Annotated in this window: 23 protein-coding genes and 1 pseudogene; 16 read left to right on the top strand and 8 right to left on the bottom strand. The window is 59.2% G+C overall.

The features are described from left to right. The first annotated feature begins 2 nt into the window (after positions 1 to 2). A complete protein-coding gene (locus FKG95_RS17735) occupies positions 3 to 947 on the top strand; it encodes an ABC transporter permease (RefSeq protein WP_142897742.1) in 945 nt (314 codons plus the stop codon). Between the two features lie 33 nt (positions 948 to 980). Further along, positions 981 to 2267: an amidohydrolase family protein gene (locus FKG95_RS17730; RefSeq protein ID WP_142897741.1), complete on the top strand. Its 1287-nt coding sequence runs from the start codon at positions 981 to 983 to the stop codon at positions 2265 to 2267. Between the two features lie 57 nt (positions 2268 to 2324). On the opposite strand, the gene FKG95_RS17725 is transcribed toward FKG95_RS17730, so the two are convergent. The 3 genes and pseudogenes from FKG95_RS17725 to FKG95_RS30470 form a co-directional block, all read right to left on the bottom strand. After that, positions 2325 to 2882, bottom strand: a complete 558-nt coding sequence (locus FKG95_RS17725; protein WP_142897740.1) for a hypothetical protein — start codon at positions 2880 to 2882, stop codon at positions 2325 to 2327. Positions 2883 to 2966: 84 nt separating this feature from the next. Continuing rightward, on the bottom strand, positions 2967 to 3296 hold the full coding sequence (locus FKG95_RS30475) for a tetratricopeptide repeat protein (RefSeq protein ID WP_425456765.1): 330 nt from the start codon (positions 3294 to 3296) through the stop codon (positions 2967 to 2969). Positions 3297 to 3583: 287 nt separating this feature from the next. Further along, positions 3584 to 3769, bottom strand: a pseudogene (locus tag FKG95_RS30470) (tetratricopeptide repeat protein); the annotation flags it as partial. Positions 3770 to 4168: 399 nt separating this feature from the next. On the opposite strand from FKG95_RS30470, the gene FKG95_RS17710 reads away from it, so the two are divergent. Further along, positions 4169 to 4621 carry a GNAT family N-acetyltransferase gene (locus tag FKG95_RS17710; protein WP_142897738.1) on the top strand — a complete coding sequence of 151 codons (453 nt, stop codon included), beginning with the start codon at positions 4169 to 4171 and terminating at the stop codon, positions 4619 to 4621. A gap of 65 nt (positions 4622 to 4686) precedes the next feature. Here the strand turns inward: FKG95_RS17710 and FKG95_RS17705 are convergent, their stop codons facing one another. Continuing rightward, a complete protein-coding gene (locus tag FKG95_RS17705; protein WP_179954156.1) occupies positions 4687 to 5220 on the bottom strand; it encodes a DUF4240 domain-containing protein in 534 nt (177 codons plus the stop codon). A gap of 477 nt (positions 5221 to 5697) precedes the next feature. Between FKG95_RS17705 and FKG95_RS17700 the strand changes: the two genes are divergently transcribed. The 4 genes from FKG95_RS17700 to FKG95_RS17685 all read left to right on the top strand — a co-directional run bounded on the left by FKG95_RS17700 (position 5698) and on the right by FKG95_RS17685 (position 9751). Continuing rightward, positions 5698 to 6789, top strand: a complete 1092-nt coding sequence (locus tag FKG95_RS17700) for an ABC transporter substrate-binding protein (RefSeq protein WP_142897736.1) — start codon at positions 5698 to 5700, stop codon at positions 6787 to 6789. A gap of 140 nt (positions 6790 to 6929) precedes the next feature. Further along, on the top strand, positions 6930 to 7820 hold the full coding sequence (locus tag FKG95_RS17695) for an ABC transporter permease (protein ID WP_142897735.1): 891 nt from the start codon (positions 6930 to 6932) through the stop codon (positions 7818 to 7820). Beyond that, positions 7820 to 8659 carry an ABC transporter permease gene (locus FKG95_RS17690; protein ID WP_142897734.1) on the top strand — a complete coding sequence of 280 codons (840 nt, stop codon included), beginning with the start codon at positions 7820 to 7822 and terminating at the stop codon, positions 8657 to 8659. The genes FKG95_RS17695 and FKG95_RS17690 overlap by 1 nt, the downstream gene beginning before the upstream one ends. Positions 8660 to 8704: 45 nt before the next feature. Further along, positions 8705 to 9751, top strand: coding sequence for an ABC transporter ATP-binding protein (locus FKG95_RS17685; RefSeq protein ID WP_142897733.1), 1047 nt, complete (start codon positions 8705 to 8707; stop codon positions 9749 to 9751). Between the two features lie 33 nt (positions 9752 to 9784). Here the strand turns inward: FKG95_RS17685 and speB are convergent, their stop codons facing one another. Further along, entirely contained in the window at positions 9785 to 10840 is a 1056-nt protein-coding gene (speB, locus tag FKG95_RS17680) for an agmatinase (protein ID WP_142897732.1), read from the bottom strand. 214 nt (positions 10841 to 11054) lie between these two features. Here speB and FKG95_RS17675 point away from each other — a divergent pair, with 214 nt between their 5' ends. Further along, a complete protein-coding gene (locus tag FKG95_RS17675) occupies positions 11055 to 11975 on the top strand; it encodes a LysR family transcriptional regulator (RefSeq protein ID WP_142897731.1) in 921 nt (306 codons plus the stop codon). Continuing rightward, complete coding sequence (locus tag FKG95_RS17670; RefSeq protein ID WP_142897730.1) at positions 11976 to 12494, top strand: GNAT family N-acetyltransferase; 519 nt, start codon at positions 11976 to 11978, stop codon at positions 12492 to 12494. A gap of 30 nt (positions 12495 to 12524) precedes the next feature. On the opposite strand, the gene FKG95_RS17665 is transcribed toward FKG95_RS17670, so the two are convergent. Further along, the gene (locus FKG95_RS17665) at positions 12525 to 12866 is read right to left on the bottom strand and encodes a winged helix-turn-helix transcriptional regulator (protein WP_142897729.1); all 342 of its coding nucleotides are present in this window, start codon (positions 12864 to 12866) and stop codon (positions 12525 to 12527) included. A gap of 111 nt (positions 12867 to 12977) precedes the next feature. Here FKG95_RS17665 and FKG95_RS17660 point away from each other — a divergent pair, with 111 nt between their 5' ends. The 3 genes from FKG95_RS17660 to FKG95_RS17650 all read left to right on the top strand — a co-directional run bounded on the left by FKG95_RS17660 (position 12978) and on the right by FKG95_RS17650 (position 15902). Further along, positions 12978 to 13895, top strand: coding sequence for an SMP-30/gluconolactonase/LRE family protein (locus FKG95_RS17660; protein ID WP_142897728.1), 918 nt, complete (start codon positions 12978 to 12980; stop codon positions 13893 to 13895). A gap of 153 nt (positions 13896 to 14048) precedes the next feature. Further along, entirely contained in the window at positions 14049 to 14621 is a 573-nt protein-coding gene (locus FKG95_RS30465) for a TetR/AcrR family transcriptional regulator (protein ID WP_179954155.1), read from the top strand. 99 nt (positions 14622 to 14720) lie between these two features. Then, positions 14721 to 15902, top strand: a complete 1182-nt coding sequence (locus FKG95_RS17650) for a fatty acid desaturase (RefSeq protein WP_142897726.1) — start codon at positions 14721 to 14723, stop codon at positions 15900 to 15902. 23 nt (positions 15903 to 15925) lie between these two features. On the opposite strand, the gene FKG95_RS17645 is transcribed toward FKG95_RS17650, so the two are convergent. Continuing rightward, complete coding sequence (locus FKG95_RS17645) at positions 15926 to 17554, bottom strand: methyl-accepting chemotaxis protein (RefSeq protein WP_142897725.1); 1629 nt, start codon at positions 17552 to 17554, stop codon at positions 15926 to 15928. 432 nt (positions 17555 to 17986) lie between these two features. Here FKG95_RS17645 and FKG95_RS17640 point away from each other — a divergent pair, with 432 nt between their 5' ends. Continuing rightward, positions 17987 to 18691, top strand: a complete 705-nt coding sequence (locus FKG95_RS17640; RefSeq protein ID WP_142897724.1) for a GNAT family N-acetyltransferase — start codon at positions 17987 to 17989, stop codon at positions 18689 to 18691. 111 nt (positions 18692 to 18802) lie between these two features. Here FKG95_RS17640 and FKG95_RS17635 read toward each other — a convergent pair whose 3' ends face one another. Further along, positions 18803 to 19294, bottom strand: coding sequence for a PepSY domain-containing protein (locus tag FKG95_RS17635; RefSeq protein ID WP_179954154.1), 492 nt, complete (start codon positions 19292 to 19294; stop codon positions 18803 to 18805). A 130-nt stretch (positions 19295 to 19424) separates the two neighbouring features. On the opposite strand from FKG95_RS17635, the gene FKG95_RS17630 reads away from it, so the two are divergent. From FKG95_RS17630 to FKG95_RS17620, 3 genes are all read left to right on the top strand, one after another. Beyond that, entirely contained in the window at positions 19425 to 19745 is a 321-nt protein-coding gene (locus tag FKG95_RS17630; RefSeq protein WP_179954153.1) for a PepSY domain-containing protein, read from the top strand. A 72-nt stretch (positions 19746 to 19817) separates the two neighbouring features. After that, positions 19818 to 20489, top strand: coding sequence for a response regulator transcription factor (locus tag FKG95_RS17625; protein WP_142897721.1), 672 nt, complete (start codon positions 19818 to 19820; stop codon positions 20487 to 20489). Positions 20490 to 20493: 4 nt separating this feature from the next. Then, entirely contained in the window at positions 20494 to 21879 is a 1386-nt protein-coding gene (locus FKG95_RS17620; protein WP_142897720.1) for a sensor histidine kinase, read from the top strand. The last annotated feature ends 139 nt before the right edge of the window (positions 21880 to 22018 follow it).

The raw sequence follows: 22018 nt of genomic DNA, 5'->3' as shown, positions 1-22018 counted from the left end.
CTATGGACATCCTCGAAATTCTTCTGACCACCGGTTTCTGGGCGGCGACCCTGCGCATCGCGACACCGCTGATCTTCGGCACGCTCGGCGAGCTGATCTGCGAGCGGGCAGGGGTGCTGAACCTCGGCATCGAAGGCATCATGACCATGGGCGCCATGGCGGGCTGGATGTGGGTCTATCAGGGGGGCGACCTCTGGGGCGGCCTGGCCTTTGCCGCCTTCATCGGCATGCTCTTCGGCCTGCTGCATTCCAGCTTTACGGTCTATCTCGGCCTGTCTCAGCATGTGACGGGAATCGGGATCACGCTGCTGGCCTCCTCGCTCAGCTACTTCGTCTTCCGCATGCTGCTGCCGGATGCCACCACGCCGCCGAAGATCGAACCCTTTCAGCCCTACGCCATCCCGGTCTTGTCCGATCTGCCGCTGCTGGGACCCTCGGTCTTCACGCAGACCCCCATGACCTATCTGGCGCTGATCTGTGTCGCGGTGATCTGGTACGGTCTTTACCGGACGCCGGTGGGACTTGCCGTGCGCATGGCCGGGGAAAATCCGCTGGCGGTCGAGGCGCAGGGCATCGACGTCCTGGCCATCCGCACCGGCGCGGTGATGGTTGGCTCGGCCCTGATGTCGGTGGGCGGTGCTTTCCTGACCATGTCGGCCTTCGACGCCTTTTACTTCGGCATGGTCAACGGGCGCGGCTGGATCTGCGTGGCGCTGGTCATCTTCGCCTCCTGGCGTCCGGGCAAGGCTTTGCTGGGCGCGCTGCTCTTCGCCGGGATCGATGCGCTGCAGGTGCGGGTCCAGCAGGTTTCCGGCGCGGCCATTCCCTATCAGTTTTTCCTGATGGCGCCCTATGTTTTGTCTATTCTGGCCATGGTGATCATGGCGCGCCGCGCCGCTTATCCGAAAGCGCTGCTGGTGCCCTTCCGGCGCGGTGACAGGGCTTAGGGATACAGGGCTTAGACTGAAAGAGAGCGAACAATGCTGGATCTGATCGTCCGCAATGCAAAGCTTCCAGGTCAGAGAGATCTGACTGATATCGCCTGTCAGAATGGCAAGATCGTCGAGACCGGGCCACAGCTCGACGCTTCTGCGGCTCACGAGATTGATGCCGGCGGTCTGCTGGTCACGCCGCCCTTTGTCGACAGTCACTTCCACATGGACGCGACGCTGAGTTTCGGCCTGCCACGAGTGAATGAAAGCGGAACTCTCTTAGAGGGCATCGCGCTTTGGGGCGAACTGAAACCGGACCTCACGGTCGAGGCGATCAAGCAGCGGGCCTGGGAACTCTGCCGCTGGTCCATCGCGCGCGGCACCCTGGCGATCCGCAGCCACGTGGATATCTGCGATCCGCGCCTGCTCGCGGTCGATGCCCTGCTGGAGATCCAGAAAGAAGTCAGACCCTATATCGATCTTCAACTGGTCGCCTTTCCCCAGGACGGCTATCTGCGCGACCCAAACGCCAAGGCGCAGCTCAAGACCGCCCTGGACAAAGGTGTCAACGTGGTCGGCGGCATTCCGCACTTCGAGCGGACCATGGCCGACGGGGCGGAGTCCGTGCGCCAGCTTTGCGAGATCGCCGCCGAGCGCGGCCTTCTGGTCGATATGCACTGCGACGAGACCGACGATCCAAACTCCCGCCACATCGAGTCCCTGTCATATGAAACCCAACGCCTGGGCCTGCAGGGCAGGGTGGCCGGATCGCACCTGACCTCCATGCACTCCATGGATAACTACTACGTCAGCAAGCTGATTCCCCTGATCGCCGAGGCGGGTGTCACTGCCATCGCCAATCCGTTGATCAACATCACCATCCAGGGCCGCCATGACAGCTACCCGAAACGCCGCGGCATGACCCGGGTGAAGGAACTGATTGCCGCTGGGGTGCCGGTGGCGCTGGGCCACGACTGCGTCATGGACCCCTGGTACAGCCTGGGCAGCCACGACATGCTCGAGGTGGCCTCCATGGCCCTGCACGTTGGGCAGATGACCGGTATGGATCAGATGCGCGAGATGTTCCGTTCCGTGACCCAACGTGGGGCCGAGACGATGCATCTGGAGGGCTACGGGTTAGAGAAAGGCTGCAACGCCGACATGGTCATCCTGCAGGCCTGCGACGAAGTCGAGGCGTTACGGCTTAAGGCCAATCGTCTCCAGGTCATCCGGCGCGGCAAGGTGATCTCCGAAATGCCGCCGGCGACCGCGAAGCTGGATCTGGACGGCGCAGCGCATGAGGTGGATTGCTTATTATTCAGGGACAACAGCTAAAATCTCTCCGACCCGGTCAGGGTATAATTTCGTTGCATCGTGATGCCGGACTCCGGACTACTCGTTTGAATTGCGTCTGTCAGCTTTGTAAAGCCGATAGATCTTGAGGATGAGGAAGCTGCAGCCGCAGATCGTACCGGCAAGGACACCCATATTCTGCGCAATACGAAGTTTCCAGTAACTCACTGCGCCACTTTCTTCCGGGTTGGATTCTGCTTTTGGATTGCTGTCGATACCCAGTCCTGCAAACCAAAAGTCGAAGGTTAGAAACAGGGCAACTTCGACTGCGAGAGAGACGATGATCAGGACGCCTACAGCCTGCAGGAGAAGTCGGACAAGCTGCTTTGCCGTGGGAGCGAAGACACCGCAGATACAGAGAACGATGCTGGCGGGGAGGCTCGAGTTGAAAAAGGAGATCCAGCCATCCGCAGCGGCCGATGCAAGGGGCGTCAGGCCGGGAAAGGTCAGACGCGTGATGGAGTATTCAAAGTAGTGCGGCGCGAAAGCATAAATGGGGACGTTCTGCAAAGCGCCGTAGGCGCTGGTTAGAAGCACCGATAGAGCGATCAGCAGAGGAAAGAGCAGGAGTTTCTTGAACCATTCGTTCTTAAGCATCGAACGGGCATCTGGAGTCACTGGTGGCGAGATACGGCTTGACGCCTGGTGCTGGAACAGATTTGAGCCTGCGCTTGCTGATCGTCAGGGCTTTACTCCCTGGGCCATCAAGCGGGACAGACTTTCCCGTGCGCTGTTCGAACCGTTGCTCGCAGCCCTCATGTACCATCTCAGCGCTCTTTGTTTGTCCTCTGTGACGCCGATACCGTTCTCGAAAATGATCCCCAGATTGTTCTGCGCCGCCGTGTCTCCAGCTCTTGCTGCCTTTGATGTCCAGATAGCCGCAAGTTCGGGGTTTTGCGCGACTCCGAGACCCTGGAGGTACATCGCACCCAGCAAGCTTTGGGCACGACTGTTTCCCAGTTCAGCTGCTGGTTTTGCCCAACGCAGCGCCTCTTGCCGGTCTTCCGGCACGCCGCGACCGGTGAAATAGCGAATGGCCAGATTGTACTGTGCATCGGGGAACCCCTGAGCCGCGGACTTTTGGTAGAGAGCGATCGCCTTGTCGATATCCCCGGGGGAACGCCGTTGCCGTGGTAATAGAGGTCTCCCAAAACAGATTGGGCCTTCGCATGGTCCTGTTCGACAGCCGGGCTCAAGAGCCTTGCGGCTTTTGCTGGGTTCGGCGGCACGACCCGATTGGATAGATACTCAACCGCGAGATCGGTTTGCGCAGTGGCGTCATTTGTGGCCGCCGCGCGCGCGAACCATTCGGCAGCCACCTGCGGATCGGCGGCCACGCCCAATCCCGCCTCATAGAGAATGCCGAGCATGTTCTGTGCACTCGGGTCTCCTGCTTCCGCAGGTTTCAGCAACCACTTCCGGGCCTTCTCGTAGTCCTGCAGGACCGGACCGACGGACATATAGAGTGTGCCCAGCCTCGTCATCGACGCCAGATGACCCTTTTCGGCAGCGGCAATCGTCAGGGATGAGGCGCGCGGGGCGTATTCCCACTTCTTCAGTCTCAGATATGCGGCACCGAGTTGCGCGCTGAGCTCGATGTCGTCAGGATTCTGCGCGATGGCCTGCTCACAGAGTTCCAGAACCTCCTCGGTTGGCGCATAGAGGGCGCTTTTTTTTAGCTGAGAGAAGCAACTTTCCTTGAGGTTATCGTCGGTTTGCGCCAAAGCAGGAGCCGTGAGGAGAACCGTGCCGGTAAGGAAAGCCGTTAGAGCAATACGTTTCATTGCGCCGCCGAAGTCTGATTACGTTGGGTTTCGTGATGCAAGGCTAGTTACTTTGAGTTGCTGAAGCAATCCACGGGGTGCAGGTAAGGTTGGGAAGAAATGGATTGGCAAAAAGAGAACTACAGATTAACGACCGATACGGCCCGTTTCGACATGGAGGTGTTGTTTCGCTTCATCTCGGAGGAGAGCTATTGGGCGCGGGGAATGGCGCGGGAGACCTTTGAGCGGGCGGTACGGCATTCGGTCTGTTTCGGTCTGTTCGATGGAGACCGCCAGATCGGCTTTGGCCGCGTAGTCTCGGACTTTGCGTCGGTGGCTTATCTGAAGGACGTTTTCATTCTCGAAGACTGCCGGGGGCGCGGTCTGAGCAAGTGGATGATGGAATGCATCCTGTCCCACCCTGACCTGCAGGTCATACGCCGGTGGTTGCTGGTGACGGCGGATGCACAGGAACTCTACAAGAAATTCGGCTTCACACCCCTGAAAGTGCCGGAGAAGTTCATGGAACTGCATAACCCGCAGGTATACACGGGCCATGAAAACAAGCGCTGACGGAAAGTCACTTGAGTCAGGAGTGTCGAGGGAATTCCAGACTGAACAGCTGTCCTTCGGCGCTCTCAATCGCGAAAGCGTTTCCAGAGCTTGGGGAAGCGCTTTTTGACATCGTCATCATCCCCTAGCGGCTGCCCTGTAGGTGCTGAGAAGTCATCCATTCCGGCATAGAAAGGAAAATCTTGCGCATCTTGACCGGTCTTCTTCGACCAAACCTCTTTGGCCGTGAAAAGCAGTCCTTCCAGTTCGTAGTAACCGCCGGGTCCGGGCGATAGTGCCGCACTCACAATGTCGTCTGGGGATTCAATGGCCGTCTCGAAGACTTTGCTTCCCTTGGAAATCAGCCACAGGCGGAAATATAGAAACCCATCGTCGGTTACGCCACGATTGAGGATGTCCGCCACTCCGATCAAGTCCCAGGAGTAGGCTCGCCTCAGCTCTTCATCTAGTGCCATCTCGTAGGCAACGAGTTCATCCGGTGAAAGCAGGGAAAGTCTGTCTGCAAGGTGATCAAGTTGTATTTGAGGCGCCGCTTCATGAGAAGCCGTGCTGTCAATAATGGACCAAAAGGCCTGATAGGACATGGGCTCTATTTGCATCTGGTTTCCAACGGAAGGCTTTGGGGCTGTAACAACAACAGCTAGGAACAGCACGACAGCAGCCAGAATCGGTTTTGTATAAGCAGACGAAGGCATTTTTCCACTGCGCGCGTAGAGTGAGAAAGAATTATAGCGAAGCTAATTATAAAACGATCTGTCGGCAAACCCAAACGTGCCGGAGAATTTTATGGAACAAGCACAACCTCCAAGGTTTATGGAATACGCGCACGCCGTTGAAGCGGCCAGGGGCGAAGCACGAGCGGCGCTGATCAAATACTGTCCACTTCATGCTCAAATAACATGCAGTTTTGACCGGCTTTCACGATGTTGTTTGATTTTTATCAAACAAAAATTTGTTTCATAGATATTTTTGCTCCCGCGTTTCTCTGCGACTTATGACCGCAATGCAGCCCCTTTCCCTTTGAGGAGGGGCCACAAAAATCGACTTCACGCAGGGAACACGAAGGGGAAAGTAATATGTCTGTGCGTTTCACCAGACGCGGGCTCTTGAAAACGGGCGCCGGTGTTACGGCGGCTTTGGCGATGCCGGCCATTGTCTCGGCAGCGGGACACAAAAAGTTCGAAGGCAAGACCGTCAGGCTGCTGACCTGGTCCGACAACACGGGTCTCGCCATCCTCAATCACATCGCGAAACCTTTCGAAGAGGCGACCGGCGCGAAGGTCATCGCCGACCGGACCGGCAGCACCTCTGAAATGGTGGCCAAGCTGCGGGCTTCCGGTGGCCGGGCGCAATACGACGTCATCACCCTGGCCGGGGTGGGCGCGGTCGAACTCGCAAAAGACGGATTGCTGGCAAAGCCCGACCTCAACCAACTGCCCAATCTGCAGGACGTGGATCCGCGCTTTCGCACCGGCGCCGACGGACATGGCATCGGTTATCTGCTCTGGACGGGCGGGCTGGTTTACAACACCAAGACTTTCAAATCGCCGCCGACCAGCTACGCGGAACTGTGGGAGGAGCAATACGCCGACCGCCTGTTCCTGCCGCCCGCGACCTGGACCGACGCGCTGGACACCATCTTCGCGACCTCGCGCATGCTCGGAGGCGACGGACGGGACGCGGATGCCGCGCTGGCGAAGCTCGGCGAACTGCGCAACCGCCTGCTGACCTTCGGCGAGAATCCGACACAGCTGGTCGAGCTCTTCCGCTCCGACGCGCTGGATATCGGCGGCGTCTACGCCCCGGCCTTCTTCGCCAAGGAACTGGCCGACCCTGCAAATTCGAACATGGGTGCGACTTATGACGTCGAGGAAGGCTTCTTCGCCGACCTCATGTACACCATCATGCCGAAGGCGAAGCCAGGCGAGGATGACGTGGTGCATGCCTTCATGAACTACACGCTGGATGCCAAGGTCCAGGGCGTTATGGCGGAAGCCGTCCTTAACGGTCCGATCAACCAGAAGGCCGAGATGTCCGCGGCGGCGAAAGCCAGCCCCTTCATCATCAAGCCGGAACAGCTCGGCGATAAAGCCATCGTGCATGACAAGGAGTTCATTGCCGAGGTGCGCGAAGACTGGATCAAGCGCTACACGCAAACGCTGGCTTAGTCCGTCTTTCGCAGTGAGCGCCATTCCGTGAGCGCCATTCCGTTCTGGGGGGAAGGGAATGGCGCTCTCCTTTTTTTGAGCCTGATCGCGTTTCATTTTTTGATGAAAACCGCGAACTGCAGTTCAGGAGCAGGGGCCCGGTGAACGCCCAGAGATCCTCACTTCGGTCGTTTGCGCTTTCGCTGCCGGCCATCATCGCGATCGCACCCTTTCTGGGTGCCTGTTTCTACATCTTCAGATTCTCGGTTTCCGGCGAAAGCGGTGTGATCAGCGGCTATTCGCTGCAGGCTTATTTCGATCTGGCCGAGCCCTTTTTCCTGCGCTCGGTCTGGGTGACGGTCAAGCTTGCGGCGCTGAGCACCCTCGTCGTAATCGTTCTGGCGGTTCCGATCGCTCTAGTAATTGCCAGCGTCCGCACGGCGCTGGTCCGGCGGCTGCTGACGGTGACCATTCTGCTGCCGATGATCCTGAACCTGCTGATCCAGTCCTACGGCTGGATCATCCTGCTGGGGCCCAGCGGTGTCTTGAACACGACCCTGCGGGAAACCGGACTAATCTCCCGTCCCATCCTGCTGCTGTTCAACGAAACCGGTGTTCTGCTCGGCTTGATTCAGACCGCCATTCCGCTGGCCGTTTTCCCGATCCTGAGCGCAACACGGGTCATCTCCCGCGAGTACCTCGAGGCGGCCAGTTCACTCGGGGCCGGGAACTGGAGGGTCTTTTATGACGTGATCCTGCCACTGTTGAAGCCCGGGCTGGTCAGTGCCGCTTCGATTGTCTTCGCCTACAACGCCAGCGCCTTCGCCGTGCCGCTTTTGCTGGGCGGACGCCGCGTGCAGATGCTCGGCGTGGCGATCAGAGACATGATTTCCCCGCTCTTCAACTGGTCCGGGGCCGCCGCGGCCGGCATGGTGCTGATCGTGATCACCACAGGCGTCTTGCTGCTGGCCGCCGCGCTGATCAACCGTTCCGCCCGCACGCTGAAGGCGAATGAAGTCCCCGGGCCATTGCAAAGCGGCGGAGGCGCCTGATGTTCTCCAGCTTGTTTTCCATGAGGGGCGGCAGCTACAGCGTCGCGATCTTTTTTCTCACCACGCTCGGGTTATTGATTTCGGCGCTGCCGGTCGCCGTTGTGACCTTGATGTCGTTTTCGGCGGCGGAGACCGCGGCTTTCCCACCGGCGGAGTTTTCCTTCCGCTGGTATGAAGCGCTTTGGAGTCAGTTGTCGGCGGACGAATCCTCCAGCGCCCATTCGCTCGGGGATGCCTTGTTCACCAGTTTGCTGGTCGCTGCCATCGTCATGCTGATCTCCACCTTCGTTTGCGTCCCGCTCGCCTATGCCCTGGTGCGCGGCGGTGGCAGGGTGCGGGCCGGTATGGAGCTCCTCTTCACCCTGCCGCTGGTATTTCCCCTGGTGATCCTGGGCATCGCCTTTCTGCTGATCGCCGAGAGCCTCGCGCTGGACCTGGGGATCTGGCGCCTGGTCATTCCTCACGTCGCGCTGGTTCTGCCCTTTGTTCTGCGCAATTGCATGAGCGCCATGAACGGGATCGATATCGAAATCGAGGAGGCGGCCATTTCGCTCGGCGCGAGCTGGATGCGCGCCTTTCTGGATGTGGTGGTTCCGCTCATGAAGCCGGGTATTCTGGCCGGGCTGATCTTCGCGCTGATCATCTCCTTCAACGAATTCACCATCACCTTTTTCATGTACACCATCGATGTCAGCACGCTGCCGATCTGGATGTACAGCCGGACCGTGTCTTCTCTCGATCCTGCGGTCCTGTCCCTGTCGGTCGGGATTATCCTGGTCGATGTCATCATGATTCTCATCATCGACAAAATTATCGCGGGCCGCGCGAGCCTCTTCTAGAAAAGCGGCCCAAAGCCGCCCCAAATCGGATCGAAAGACCCTGCTATGAGTACCGACCTGAAGATCGAAGCTGTTTCAAAAAACTACGGTTCCGTCTCGGCGCTGCGCGATATCAATATGTCCGTGGAGCGAGGATCCTTCCTTTGCCTTCTCGGCCCTTCCGGCTGCGGGAAGACGACTTTGCTGCGGATCATCGCGGGCTTCGAGCAGGCCACCGCGGGCCGCCTTCTTCTGGATGGCACCGATGTTTCCGGGGTCCCACCGCACAAGCGGGGCTTCGGGATGGTCTTTCAGTCTCTGGCCTTGTTCCCGCACATGAGCGTCGCCCAGAATATCGCCTATGGCTTGAAGCTGCGCGGCATCGACAAAGCCAGGCAGCGCGACCGGGTTGAGGAACTGCTCAACGTCATCGAGCTGCCGACCATTGCAGACCGTCCCGTCGCCGCGCTCTCCGGCGGACAGCGGCAGCGTGTCGCCATCGCCCGGGCTCTGGCGGTTCAGCCGAAACTCTTCCTGCTGGATGAGCCTCTCTCGGCACTGGATGCGAAACTGCGCGAGAATATGCAGATCGAACTGCGTCAACTGCAGCGCAAGTTCGGCGTGACCACTGTGCTGGTCACCCACGATCAGACCGAGGCCATGATGCTCGCGGACCAGTTGGTGATCATGGACCACGGCGTCGTGCGCCAGTCCGGTGCGCCGTCCGAGGTTTACCGCGCGCCTGCGGATGCCTTTGTGGCGGATTTCCTGGGCACGGCAAATGTCGTGCGGGGAGAGGTCATGGAAGATGGTGCTGTCGCGTTCCTGGGGATGCGCGCGCAGGTCAAAGCTCGTCAGCTGCAGGGATCGAAGGTTGAGGTGGCTATCCGTGCCGAGAACATTGGCGTGGTTGAGCCCGAAAATCCCGAACGCGCGACCCTCGGCAGGGTCGAATTCGTGCGCGACCTGGGGCCGAGTGTGGAATCGATTATCGCTGTGGGTGAAGAGAAGCTGCGCGTGCGCTCCCGGGCGAGCGAGGTCACCAGCCTGAGTGTCGGGCAGCAGGTCGGTTTGAAGATCGATCCCGAGCTCTGTTCTTTCTTCAGCCGCTGAGCGGGCGGCCGGAACCTCTATTTCTTCGGGTCTCTATTTCTGCGGCAGCGACGGACTGAACATCATGAGGCTCAGGATTTCAAACAGGATCTGAGCCGCGTTTTGCGCGGTGTTCGTTGTGGCGTCGTAGGCCGGAGCTACTTCGACCACGTCGCCGCCCACGAAATTCAAACCCTTCATCCCGCGAATCAGCGCGAGGGCTTCACGCACGGTCAGGCCGCCGGCTTCCGGCGTGCCGGTCCCCGGTGCGAAGGCCGGATCCAGGCTGTCGATATCGAAGGTAAAGTAGGTCGGGCCGTCGCCGATTACTTCGCGTGCCTTTTCGATGATGGCCAGGATAGAGGTGTCCGAGATGTCTCTGCCATGGATCACGGTCATGCCGGACGCTTCCGAGAACTCCCAGATGTACCCAGCCGCGCCACGGATACCGATCTGTATGGTACGTTCCGGGTCGAGAACACCGTCCAGCACGGCGTTCCGGAAGGGGCCGCCGTGGTGGAATTTTTCGCCTTCATAGGAGCCGCCGGTGTCGCAGTGCGCATCGATGTGCACCAGACCCAGGGGCCTGTCCTTGCCCAGGGCCTTGAGAATGGGGTGTGTGACCGAGTGATCGCCGCCCACCGCCATGGGAATGACATTCTGAGCCGCGATTTTTTCCACGAAGTCTTCGATGTCCGACAGGCTCTGGTGCAGATCGAAGCGGCTCTCGAAGGGGACGTCACCGATGTCGGCGACCTTCATTTCATGAATGGGGGCGCATTCCAGGGCATCGTTGTAAGGGCCGATCCGCTCGATCGCGCGCAAGGCACGCGGACCGAAGCGTGCGCCGTTGCGGTTGGTGACGCCGAGGTCCATCGGTGCGCCGAAGAGCGCGACCTGAAGGTCTGCAATATCCGGCTCTCCGCTGTCCTGGAAACGGTAAGGGGCATCGAGGAGCGTCGGAATGCCCGCGTAGGGGGCCGGCCGGTGTCCGCCTTCGGAGAAGATCTTATCCGCGATCTTCCTGAACTTCGGGTCATGCAGATCCCCGCCGTCAGCTTCCGAGAATTTTTCTCTTAAGGCGGCCAGTTTTTCGGCTGTCCAGGGCACGGCGGTTTTCCTGCTGCATTTGATGAAGAGTTGATACGAGCGCTCGCACTGCGGTCTTCCGTGGTTAGAGGGCGATTCACGCCCTTGACAGAAGACGTCAAGGGCGATCGCACTCTAGGGTGCCGTGTGACCCGGTTAAATTTGCCAATACGAAATTTTTGTTTGATAAAGATCAAACAGAATTTATCAGTCACGGCGGGACGATAGACGGGTTATGGCAAGACGGAAGAAGGCGTTTTCAGGCCAGACGAGCGACGTGGATTTGCGGCTGATGCGCGTCTTCAAAACCGTGATCGAATGCGGCGGTTTGTCGGCCGCTCAGGCGGAGCTGGGGGTAAGCCGTTCGACCATCTCGATCCAGCTCTCGGATCTGGAGACGCGCCTGGGCGTCCGCCTCTGCCATCGCGGGCGCAGCGGCTTCAGCCTGACCCAGCAGGGCCAGCAGGTTCTGACCTATATCGATCGCCTGCTGACGGCGGTCGACGACTTCGGTGCAAACGTCTCCAGCGTCAACGACCGGATGGTCGGCAAGATCGAAATCGGCATGATCGATTACACGGTGTCCGACGATAACAACCCGCTGATGTCCGCCATCAAGCATTACCGGGAAAAGGAACCTGGGGTCACGATCAGCCTCATGACCGGCACGCCCAATGAGATCGAGCGGGGCGTGATCGACGGGACCCTGCACGTCGGGATCGTGCCCGACTATCACCGCTTGCCGGGGCTGCGCTATAACTACCTCTATCATGAGCCGATCGGTCTCTTCTGCGGCGGGGAACATCCCCTGGCATTGGAGATCGCCGCCGGGACCGAGCTGACCGCCGAAGAGGTCTACGAGCACAAACTGGTATTCCGGGGTTACTACGAGAGCGATGCGCTGCGCGGCATCAAGGAGCGCTTTCCGGTCGGCTGCACGGTCTACCAGACCGAGGCGGTCCTGGCCTTCGTGCAGGCCGGGGTCTATCTGGGCTTTTTCCCGGTGCATTGTGTGGACGCCATGCGCGGGACGATCTACGAAGTGCTGCCCGAGGTCTTCGGCTACACCAGTCCGATCTGCGCCATCTCCCGCAGTGACCGGCGGCAGTCCGTCATCCTGCAGGACTTTCTGGGATTGTTGTGTTCCAAGAATTAGATGAAGACTCTCGGCTTTGATGAGGAGACCATGATTATTCGCGAAGCGAGGTCCGGCGACGAGGCGGCCATTCGCAAAGTGGAAACCGCGGCATTCGAGCAATCGATGGAAGCCGAGTTGGTCGAAGCCCTCGACGCGGCCGGGGATACTGTCTTGTCCCTGGTGGCGGAAGAGGGGGGTAAGATCGTGGGGCACGTCCTCTTTTCGAGACTGCGGTCACCTGAGGGCTGTCTGGCTCTCGCTCCGATTGGGGTGCTGCCGGAACGGCAGAAGAGAGGGATCGGGTCGGCGTTGATCCGTGAGGGACTGGCTCGCCTGGCTAAGGCGGATTGGAAAGCGCTGTTTTTACTCGGCTATCCGGATTATTACCGTCGCTTCGGATTTAGCGTCGAGGCCGCTGAGAGGTTTGAGACCGGTTATCCGAAAGAAGCGACGATGGTCCTGGAACTGGCCGAAGGCGGGCTGGGTGGTTGCAGCGGCCCGATCGTCTATGCGCCAGCCTTTGAGATGTTTGAATAAGCCGGTATCTGATTGAATAGCGACTGCGGGCTAGATGTTGCTATCCAGGGCTTTGCCCCAAACTTTCGCCCAGGCGCCCAGAGGCTCGAGGTGTCCGAACAGCTCGTGGCCGAGTTTCGTCGCGGCGTAACCTTCCGCCGTCCGCTCCACCAGTTTGGCTTCGCGCAATTCCTTGAGGCGGGAATTGAGGACCGCGGGCGAGATGCTCTCGCAGCGTTCCTGGAGGACCCGGAAGGTGGCCGGCCCGCCTTCACAGAGGGTCCAGAGCACGCCCATGGCCCAGCGGCGGCCGAGCAGGTCGAGCAGCGCCATGACGGGCGCGCCGCTTTTTGAGCCGCGGACGGGTGAGCCGGGCAGTGGGATCTTGGTCATGACGCCAATTCCATCGCTATTAAAAACATAGCAGTTTTTGCTTGGCAGAGCATAGCGAGTTTGCTATGAAAAAGATAGCAATATGATCCGCCCCGCATACCGGAGAGAGCCATGAGCGAAAGCATCTACGAAATCCTCGACGAGCGTTTCCGGCGCAGCGTCAAGCTGACCGAAAAGCTGGATTGTCTCTGGTCGGAAGGGCGCTGGACCGAGGGGCCGGTCTATGTGCCGGCGTATCGCTCGGTGATCTGGAGCGATATTCCCAATGACCGGCGTTTGCGCTGGGATGAGCTCACCGGAGCGGTCGGGGTCTTTCACGGCAACGCCGGAACCTACACCAACGGCGCGACCCTGGACCGGCAGGGGCGGATTGTTGCCTGCGAGCATGGGACCCGGCGGGTGGTGCGTTGGGAGCACGACGGCTCCTGTTCGGTTCTCGCCGATCGTTATGACGGCAAGCGGCTCAACAGCCCGAACGATGTGGTGGAGAAGTCGGACGGCTCGATCTGGTTCACGGACCCGGCCTATGGGATTGAATCCGATTACGAGGGCTTTCAGGCGGATGCCGAGCAGGACGGCGAACATGTCTATCGGATCGATGCGCAAAGCGGAGAGGTGGTCCGTGTGGCCGACGACCTTACCTGCCCGAACGGCCTCGCCTTTTCCCTGGACGAGCGCCAGCTCTACATTGCCGATTCAGGCGGAACCCGCTACGCCAGCGGAGAGCATCATATTCGGGTCTTCGATGTTTCCGAGGACGGCAGACTGGCAGGCGGGCGGGTGTTCGCCCTCTGCAGCAATGGTTTCTTCGACGGCTTCCGGCTGGATACCAAAGGCCGGATCTGGACCAGCGCCGGTGACGGCGTGCACTGTTATGATCCGGACGGCAGTCTGATCGGAAAAATCCTGGTGCCGGAGCGGGTATCCAACCTCTGTTTTGGCGGGCTTAAGCGCAATCGGCTCTTCATCACCGCCTCCGCCAGCCTCTACAGTGTCCTGCTTCCGACCAGCGGGGCGAAACTTCTTTAAAACCGCTGCAAGGCGGCGAAGGCGCGCCGGTTTACAGGTCTGACAAGCCGTTTCCACAGCTGTCATCGAGCCGAATTTTACCCAAGAGCCTTGACAGAGCCTGAAATTTTCCCAAAGTAAGTGATTGTTTACTTGCATTCGGAGTTTCGGGCAGTGGCCTTGCGGGACGGGAGAGAGACCAAAGAGCGGATTAGCCGGGCGGCTCTCACTCTTTTCGTGCAGAAGGGTTTCGCCGAGACCTCGATCCGTGACATCACGTCGGCCGTGGGGATTACGGAAGGCGCGCTCTACAGGCATTTCCCGGGTAAAGACCAGCTGGCCTGGGACCTCTTTTCCACCAACTACATTTCCTTCGCGACCGAACTGACCCGCGTGCGGATCGGCAAGTCCGGATTTTCTGAGCAGGTGGCAGCGATGGTGGAGGCCTTTTGCCGGCTGTTTGATCAGGATCCCGAGCTTTTCAGCTATCTGCTGCTGGTGCAGCACAATGAGTCCGGCAAGCTGCCGGACACGATCAAGACACCTGTGGATGCGGTCCGTGACTGCGTGATCGACGGCATGGAGAACGGGGATATCCCCAAGGCGGATCCGGAAGTTCTGACAGCCAGTCTTTTGGGGGTGGTGCTGCAGGTGGCGACGGCCCGCATATACGGCAGGATCGAGAAGGGGCTGTCCGAGATGAAAGATGATCTGACCGCCATATGCCTGAGAGTTGCGCAGGCATAAGTACCGAGACGGCAATGATTGGCAGGTTCGACTTCGTATCCTGACAATTTTTTTTGCCAGAAAAGTAAGTGAATGTTTACTTAAGTCAGGAGGATTGAAATGTCATTGCAGTCTTTGGCGGATGGAAAGGGCGAGAGTGTCGAACCTCGTGCTGTCCCCGAACCGGCGATCCGCCGCGGCCAGGCGGTGCAGGCGGCGCGGAGTCAGCGCATTAAATTCACGAACGATGCGAACGATCGTTTCCTGGCGACGCTGCGCAGCCGTGTCGCCGATTACTTCCAGGCAACCGGCCGGTCGCGTACGGGCGGTGCAAAAATTCTTTTCAAGGGCATATTCTATGGCGGTTTGGCCGCGGCCCTCTATGCCCTGACGCTGTCCGGCCGCCTGGGCGGCGCCGGAACCTTCTTTTCAGCAATGGCCTGCGGGCTCTTTGTGCTTCTGCTGGTGGCGAACATTGCGCACGATGCGGCGCACGACGCGTTGAGCGGCAACAAGAAATTCGATCGGTTCGTCCATATGATCGTCTTTAGCCTTTTGGGCTCCAACGCCTATCTCTGGCGGATGCGTCATGTGAAATCGCATCACAACTTTCCCAATGTCAACGGATGCGACGTCGATATCGACGAGAACCCCTTTATCCGTCTGTCGCCGAATCATCCCGGCCGCTGGTATCAGGCCTATCAGCATCTCTATGTGCCCCTGATTTATGCTCTGGTCGCCTTGCATTCGATCTTCTTCCAGGACCTGATCTATCTCTTCAAGAAGCGGCTCGCAAACTTGCACGACATTCGCCATCCGCCGCATCAGTACGTCCTCTTTGTGGTCTCCAAGGCGGCTTACCTCGGGCTTGCGCTGGCGCTGCCTATCGCATTGCTTGAATATGCCTGGTGGCAGGTTCTGATCGGATATCTTTTTGTGACCGCAGTGCAGTCGCTGATGTTCGCCTTCATGCTGATCGGGACCCACTTTACCGAAGAGACCGCTTTTCCCATGGTCGATGAAGAGGGCTATTTGCCTCACAGTTGGGCCGATCACGCCTTGCTGACGTCAACCGACTGGTTGCCGCGCAGCCCTCTGGCAAACTTCATCGCGGGTGGTGCCAATGCCCATGCGGCTCACCATCTCTTCCCCAACGTCAGCCACGTCCACTACATCGCGATCAGTAAGATTATCCGCGAGACGGCAGCTGAATTCGGCAAGCCCTATAAGGAGGCAGGCCTGCTGGAGATGACAAGCTCGCATTTCCGCCTTCTGCGCCGCCTTGGGCGTCAACCCGGGTGACGTCGCGGAGATCTCGACAGACTTCAGGCCGCGGATCGTAAGCCGGAAAGATGCTGACCGAGGCTTCGCGCGGTCTGATCGTCGAGGTCGAACCCGATCCCGCGGGACTTGGGCGTCACACGCAGGATGCGGCCGTCGACCTCGCCGAAGCCCGGCACCTTGAGCTTGATTGCATCGCCTTCACCGAGGCCATCAATCGCGGCGATCTCGGCACCGCCGGCGGAAATGTCATTAATCAGACACTGGTGCCACTGACCCTTCGCGAAAACTTCGGAGTTCTCGTGCGTGGCGACCCGGGTGTGTTCCCGCCGGTCAAAAGCTTCGTGCCGGCGGAGCTGAGAGAGGATCTTCGAGACTCCTTCACCGAGTTGCGCAACGGCTTCGCTGCTTCTGTCTGTGCCTGTTTGAACTTCGTTCGAAAGCTGGAGCACCTCCGACGCCTCGGTCGCAACGGTTTGAATATTCACGGCGACCTCGCGGTTACCGGCGGCCGCTTCCTGGATGTTGTTGGCGATTTCATCCGATGCCGCATTCTGCTGCTCGGCCGCCTGGTCGATCGCCGCGGAGACCTGATCCATCTTTTCGATGATTTCGCTGATCGACTTGATGGCGCCGACGGCAAGGTTGGTCGATTCCTGAACCTTCGTGACCTGGGAGCTGATCTCGTCGGTCGCCTTTGCTGTCTGGTTGGCGAGGCTCTTGACCTCACCCGCGACGACAGCGAAACCCTTTCCGGCTTCCCCCGCGCGCGCGGCCTCAATGGTTGCGTTGAGGGCCAGTAAGTTGGTTTGCGCGGCGATGTCGGAAATAACCTTGACGATATCGCCGATCTCCTGGGAGAGGCCGTCAAGCTCGCTCATAATCCGGCCGGCGTCCTCGGCCTCCTGAACTGCTTTTTGTGTGACTTCCTTCGATTGGTCCGTCTGGCGGCCGATTTCCTTCACCGTCGCGGTGAATTCTTCTGTCGCGGCGGCCACGGTCTCGACATTGGCCGAGGCCTCTTCCGAGGCCGAGGCGACGGCGGTCGCGCTGGAGCCGGAGCGCTCGGAGGCCGCCAGCATCTTGCTGGCCGTCTCTTTCATTTCCATGCCCTGTTTTGCAACGATGTCGATTGCGCCGTTGATTTCCGTCTCCAGGCTGTCCGCAAGTTTTGAGAGTTCGTCCTGCAGGTTCTGTTGTCCGGCTTCGATGTAGACCGAGACCGCCTGTTCCATGTCGAAGAGGATGGCGCGGGTCACAGCTTCCTGTGCGTCGTTGAGCTGTTGAGGTTTGCGCCGATACTGCTGCACCAACAGCTTGTTGATCCGTGAGAGAAGAAAGCTGTATGCGCCGATGTACCAGTTGGGGCCCAGGCCGATTCTGCGGTGGGCGTTGCCGATTGCTTTTGCCCGGGTGAAATACTCGGCGTCAAAGCGGCCTGAGAACAACAGTTTCCAATGCTCGATCTGCGCAGATTTCAGATATGGAACCCGTGCACCGTTGTCGGTGAGTTGATTCAAAGCATCCCAATCGCCGACAAAACCATAAAAATCGTCCATCAGTTGGGGCAGGTCGCCCTCGAGATTCGAGAAGATTGCCGGCAGACGCCCTCGCACTGCGGTGTCGAGTCCCGCGAAGCTCAAGCCGTTGCTGATATCCGTATCTTTGTCCATCGGTGGTACCCCAATTTATTCTTTTTCGTCGGCTGATCCAAAAGTCGTTAAATCACGTATTAAAAGCCTTTCATTAAGCAACCATGAAGGTTAAATCGCTGGTTTAATACGTCTATAAGTGCAAGTCCGTTTGGGTTGTACAGCTCTAAAAATGCAGGGAGAATCTCGCGTTTTCTGGCTGCGACGCTGTCACCTTCCATTGTGAAATTCCACGTCGAAGATGGCCGTTTGAGCGTTCGATGCTGCACGCTCCGGGCGCACCTGACCGGTATTTCGTCCAGCCGGACGTGAACCGGCGGCGCTTGGATTACTGCTCTTGAGCGCCCGCCCGGGCATTCAAGTGGCGCTGCCGCGGCCTTGGGACTGGATCTTTGCACCGCGCCTGCCGGGGTTAAAATCGGGACCTGTGATTTTACCGATTTTGGAGCAAGCATGAGCCAGGTTGAGAATGAACTCGGTTTACCCGTCGGTTTTCCTGTCGCGGAGTGGAGCGCCCGACAGCGGCCGGCAAGGACGCCAATCGAGGGCCGCAGCTGTCGTGTCGAACCGCTCGATCCTGAACGGCATGCGGCAGATCTTCATGACGCGAATCTCAAAGACCGGGACGGCCGGATCTGGACCTATCTGCCTTACGGCCCCTTTGAGTCCCTTGCGGATTTTCGGGCTTGGATAAGCCGTGACTGTCAGGGCGACGACCCCCTGTTTCATGCGATTGTCGACAAGGCGAGCGGAAGGGCCATCGGCGTTGCCAGCTACTTGAGGATTGAGCCCACAGTCGGCGTTATAGAAGTCGGGCACATTAACTATGCGCCGGAGCTGCAGAAAACGGCAGCGGCAACCGAGGCCATGTATCTGCTGATGCGCCGGGTGTTCGATGAACTGGGTTATCGGCGTTACGAGTGGAAGTGCGATGCGCTGAACGCGAGCTCCCGCGCGGCGGCGGCACGGCTTGGTTTTCAGTTCGAGGGGATCTTTCGTCAGGCAACCATCTACAAGGGGCGCAACCGGGACACTGCCTGGTTCGGAATGACAGATCAGGATTGGCCCGATATCCGGCGTCGGATGGAGGGGTGGCTCGATCCCGCGAATTTCGATGCGCAGGGACGTCAGCTCCGGCGCTTATCTGCATTCGGATAAGGAACTCGGGCGCTGCGCGATACGCTCCGATAGGCAAAATGACAAACCGCGGCGAAGGTGCATTCGCCGCGGTTTTCATAGGGGGTGCGTGTATTTCCGCAGGCAGCGTTACTACCGGTATCGCTTCTTAAGAATACGGCCATTGTGGGCGTTCACGACCAGCTTCACCGGGCGTCCCTTCCGATCATATGCGCGGACTCTGTAGCGGTCGTGTTTCAAGACGATCCTTGAGATGTCGTGGTAGTTGCGGTGGCGAAGCTTCTTGACGATCTTTTTGATCGGCAGGATACGGCGCTTGTGAAACTTGTGTCCGTGCTTGTGTTTCTTGTAGTAGCCGTGACGGTCATAGTATCCGTGCTTGTGACCGTAATGCCGATGCGAGCGATGGTGTCCGTAGCGGCGGTCGTAACGCCGGTCATAGGCTCGGTGGCCGCGGTCATGATGGCCAAAGAAGATGGCCCCGGCCCAGTAAGGGCTGGAATGATAGCTATGGCTGTAGTGACGGCTGCTGTTGTGCCCACCGTGCCGGTCACCGGCTTGCGCGCCGGCTGTGCCGGCCAGGATCATGCTGAGCGCGCCGAATAGGATCAGTAGTTTTCTCATGTGTGCCTCCAAACCAAGTTTCATCCGGGTGGGATGGACGATGGTGAGGGACACTGCCATAGTCCCGCTGAACTGATCCTGGATGGGCTGTTCATTCGCTGTTCAGGTTCCAGGGGCTAGGAAAGTGGCCATGATGCAGCAACTCGTGACATTTCTCTGCCAACCCGCCCGCGCCCTGCTATTTGCGCTGGGGCTGGCCGTTGTCATGCTTTCCGTGCCACCTGTGTCCGCGCAGGACCATGACAGGGCGCGGGATGCTGTCTCCAGCGGTCAGGCTCAGCCCCTGGATGCGATTTTGCCCAAGGTCCGCGCACGCTATCCAGGCAGACTGCTGGACGCGAAGCTGACCCGGAACGGCGGAAAGTACCGCTATGTCATTAAGATCCTGGGTAAAAACGGCAAAGTCCGGCGTGTGACCGTCGATGCCCGCAGCGGCCGTATCCTGAAGTGAAGACTATGGCGTTGTTGAGCTGTGGCGGAGCAGAAATCCAAAGCGAACCCTCTGAATTAAAAAGGAAAAGCGATGCGGCTCTTGGTCGTTGAAGACGATCCGGATCTTGCCCGCCAGTTGAAAGCCGGGCTCGAGGATGCCGGATATGTGGTTGATGCCGCTCATAATGGCGAGGACGGGCACTTTTTGGGCGATACGGAACCCTATGACGGCGTTGTTCTGGATCTCGGGCTGCCAAAGATCGATGGCCTGACGGTTCTGGAGCGCTGGCGCCGTGACGGACGAAGTATGCCGGTCCTGATTCTGACCGCGAGAGACCGCTGGAGCGAGAAGGTGGCAGGTTTTGATGCCGGTGCCGACGATTATCTTGCAAAGCCCTTCGTCATGGAAGAACTCCTGGCGCGCATCCGTGCGCTTCTGCGCCGGGCGGCCGGTCATGCGACCAACGAGCTCGAATGCGGACCGCTTTTGATCGACACCCGGGCCGCGCGGGTTACGGTGAACGGGACGGCAGTGAAACTGACGTCACTGGAGTATCGCCTTCTGACTTACCTCATGCATCACCGCGGACGGGTCGTATCGCGCATCGAGCTGACCGAGCACCTCTATGACCAGGACTTTGACCGGGATTCCAATACCGTCGAAGTCTTCGTTGGACGGCTCCGCAAAAAGCTGAAGGTGAATCTGATCCAAACCGTCCGAGGCCTTGGCTATTGTCTTGCCGAGCCCGAAGACGGTGCCTGATCCAATGATCAACAATGGGTCCAGGTCCCTGGCATTCCGGTTGATCGCCGGCGCGGCGCTCTGGTGCGTATCGGGCCTGGCCGTCGGGGGTCTGGTTTTATCGTCCCTGTTTCTGGAGTATGTCGAGCGGTCGTTCGACGATCGTCTGACCGTCTTGCTGGAAAGCCTTGTAACAGGAAGCGAAATCGCTGCCGAAGGCCGCGTCGATATGACGGCGGCGCTCAGCGAAGCACGCTTTGAGCAGCCTTACTCAGGCTGGTATTGGCAGATTTCCCAGCGCCGGACAGACGCGGGCGCTCCGGAGCCTGTTCTTCTGGAACCCCTGCGATCGCGTTCGCTTTGGGATTGGACGTTGCCCGGGCCCGATCCCAAGGCCGGGGCGGATCTTCGAACCGCGAATGTGCCCGGTCCGGATGGCCAGAGCCTGCGTCTTGTCGCGCGGGAGATTATCCTGGCCGGGGCGGATTTTCCGCTGGATTTTGTCGTGGCGGGCGATCGATCGGAAATGGTCGCCGACATCCGGCGCTTTAATTCGACTCTGGCCTGGTCTCTCGGACTTCTTGGCGGCGGCCTGGTGCTGGCCATGTTTTTTCAGGTCCGATTCGGCCTGAAACCTCTGCGCCGTATCCAGGTCGCTTTGGCCGATATCCGCTCCGGCCGCGACGACCAGTTAACCGGGCCCTTTCCCAGCGAGATCCAACCGCTGGCAGCCGAAGTCAATGCCCTCCTCGAGCATAACACGGCCGTTGTCGAGCGCGCGCGCACCCATGTGGGCAATCTCGCGCATGCGCTGAAAACGCCGCTTTCAGTTCTGCTCAACGAATCCGCGGCCTCCACCGAGCCGCTCGCAGATACGGTCAGTCAGCAGACCATCCTGATGCAGCGCCACGTCGATCACTATCTGGTGCGGGCGCGGACCGCCGCCAGCGGGGGAGTCCTGGGGGTTCGCACCGAGGTCGCAGAGGTGCTCGAAGATCTCAGGCGCACGCTGTTGCGCATTCATGCGCGCCGGGACATCTCGATCGAGGTCGAGTGTGAAGACGATCTGTTGTTTCGCGGTGAACGTCAGGACCTGGAGGAGATGACCGGCAATCTGATGGACAACGCCTGTAAGTGGGCAAGAGAGCAGGTCAATGTCTCCGTGAGTCTCCGCGATGGCGAGTTCTGCATTCTTGTGGACGACGATGGCCCCGGCCTGCCGCCGGCCCGCCGGGAAGAGGTCATCCAGCGGGGAAAGCGTCTGGACGAATCGGTTCCAGGTTCGGGACTCGGCCTCTCAATCGTGGCCGACATTGCGGGACTTTATGACGGAAAACTCGCGCTGCAGGAATCGCCCACGCAGGGTTTGCGGGCGGCTTTGACACTGCCGGGTGCGCGAAGAACCGATTAGTACCTGATTTTAAAGAAAAAAATCATGTTCATGTAGCTGAACGGGAGATGAACAGGCTGTTCAGCATCGTTTCAATCTGAGTGCACTAGAGTTGGCGTCATATTCACACGGCGGCAGTGAAGAGCATTGCGCCGGATAC

Source organism: Denitrobaculum tricleocarpae (genome assembly GCF_007004665.1).
Taxonomy (GTDB): Bacteria; Pseudomonadota; Alphaproteobacteria; order Kiloniellales; family Kiloniellaceae; genus Denitrobaculum; species Denitrobaculum tricleocarpae.
Note: the sequence above shows the minus strand (reverse complement) of the source record. Positions and strands in the feature narration are given on the sequence as shown.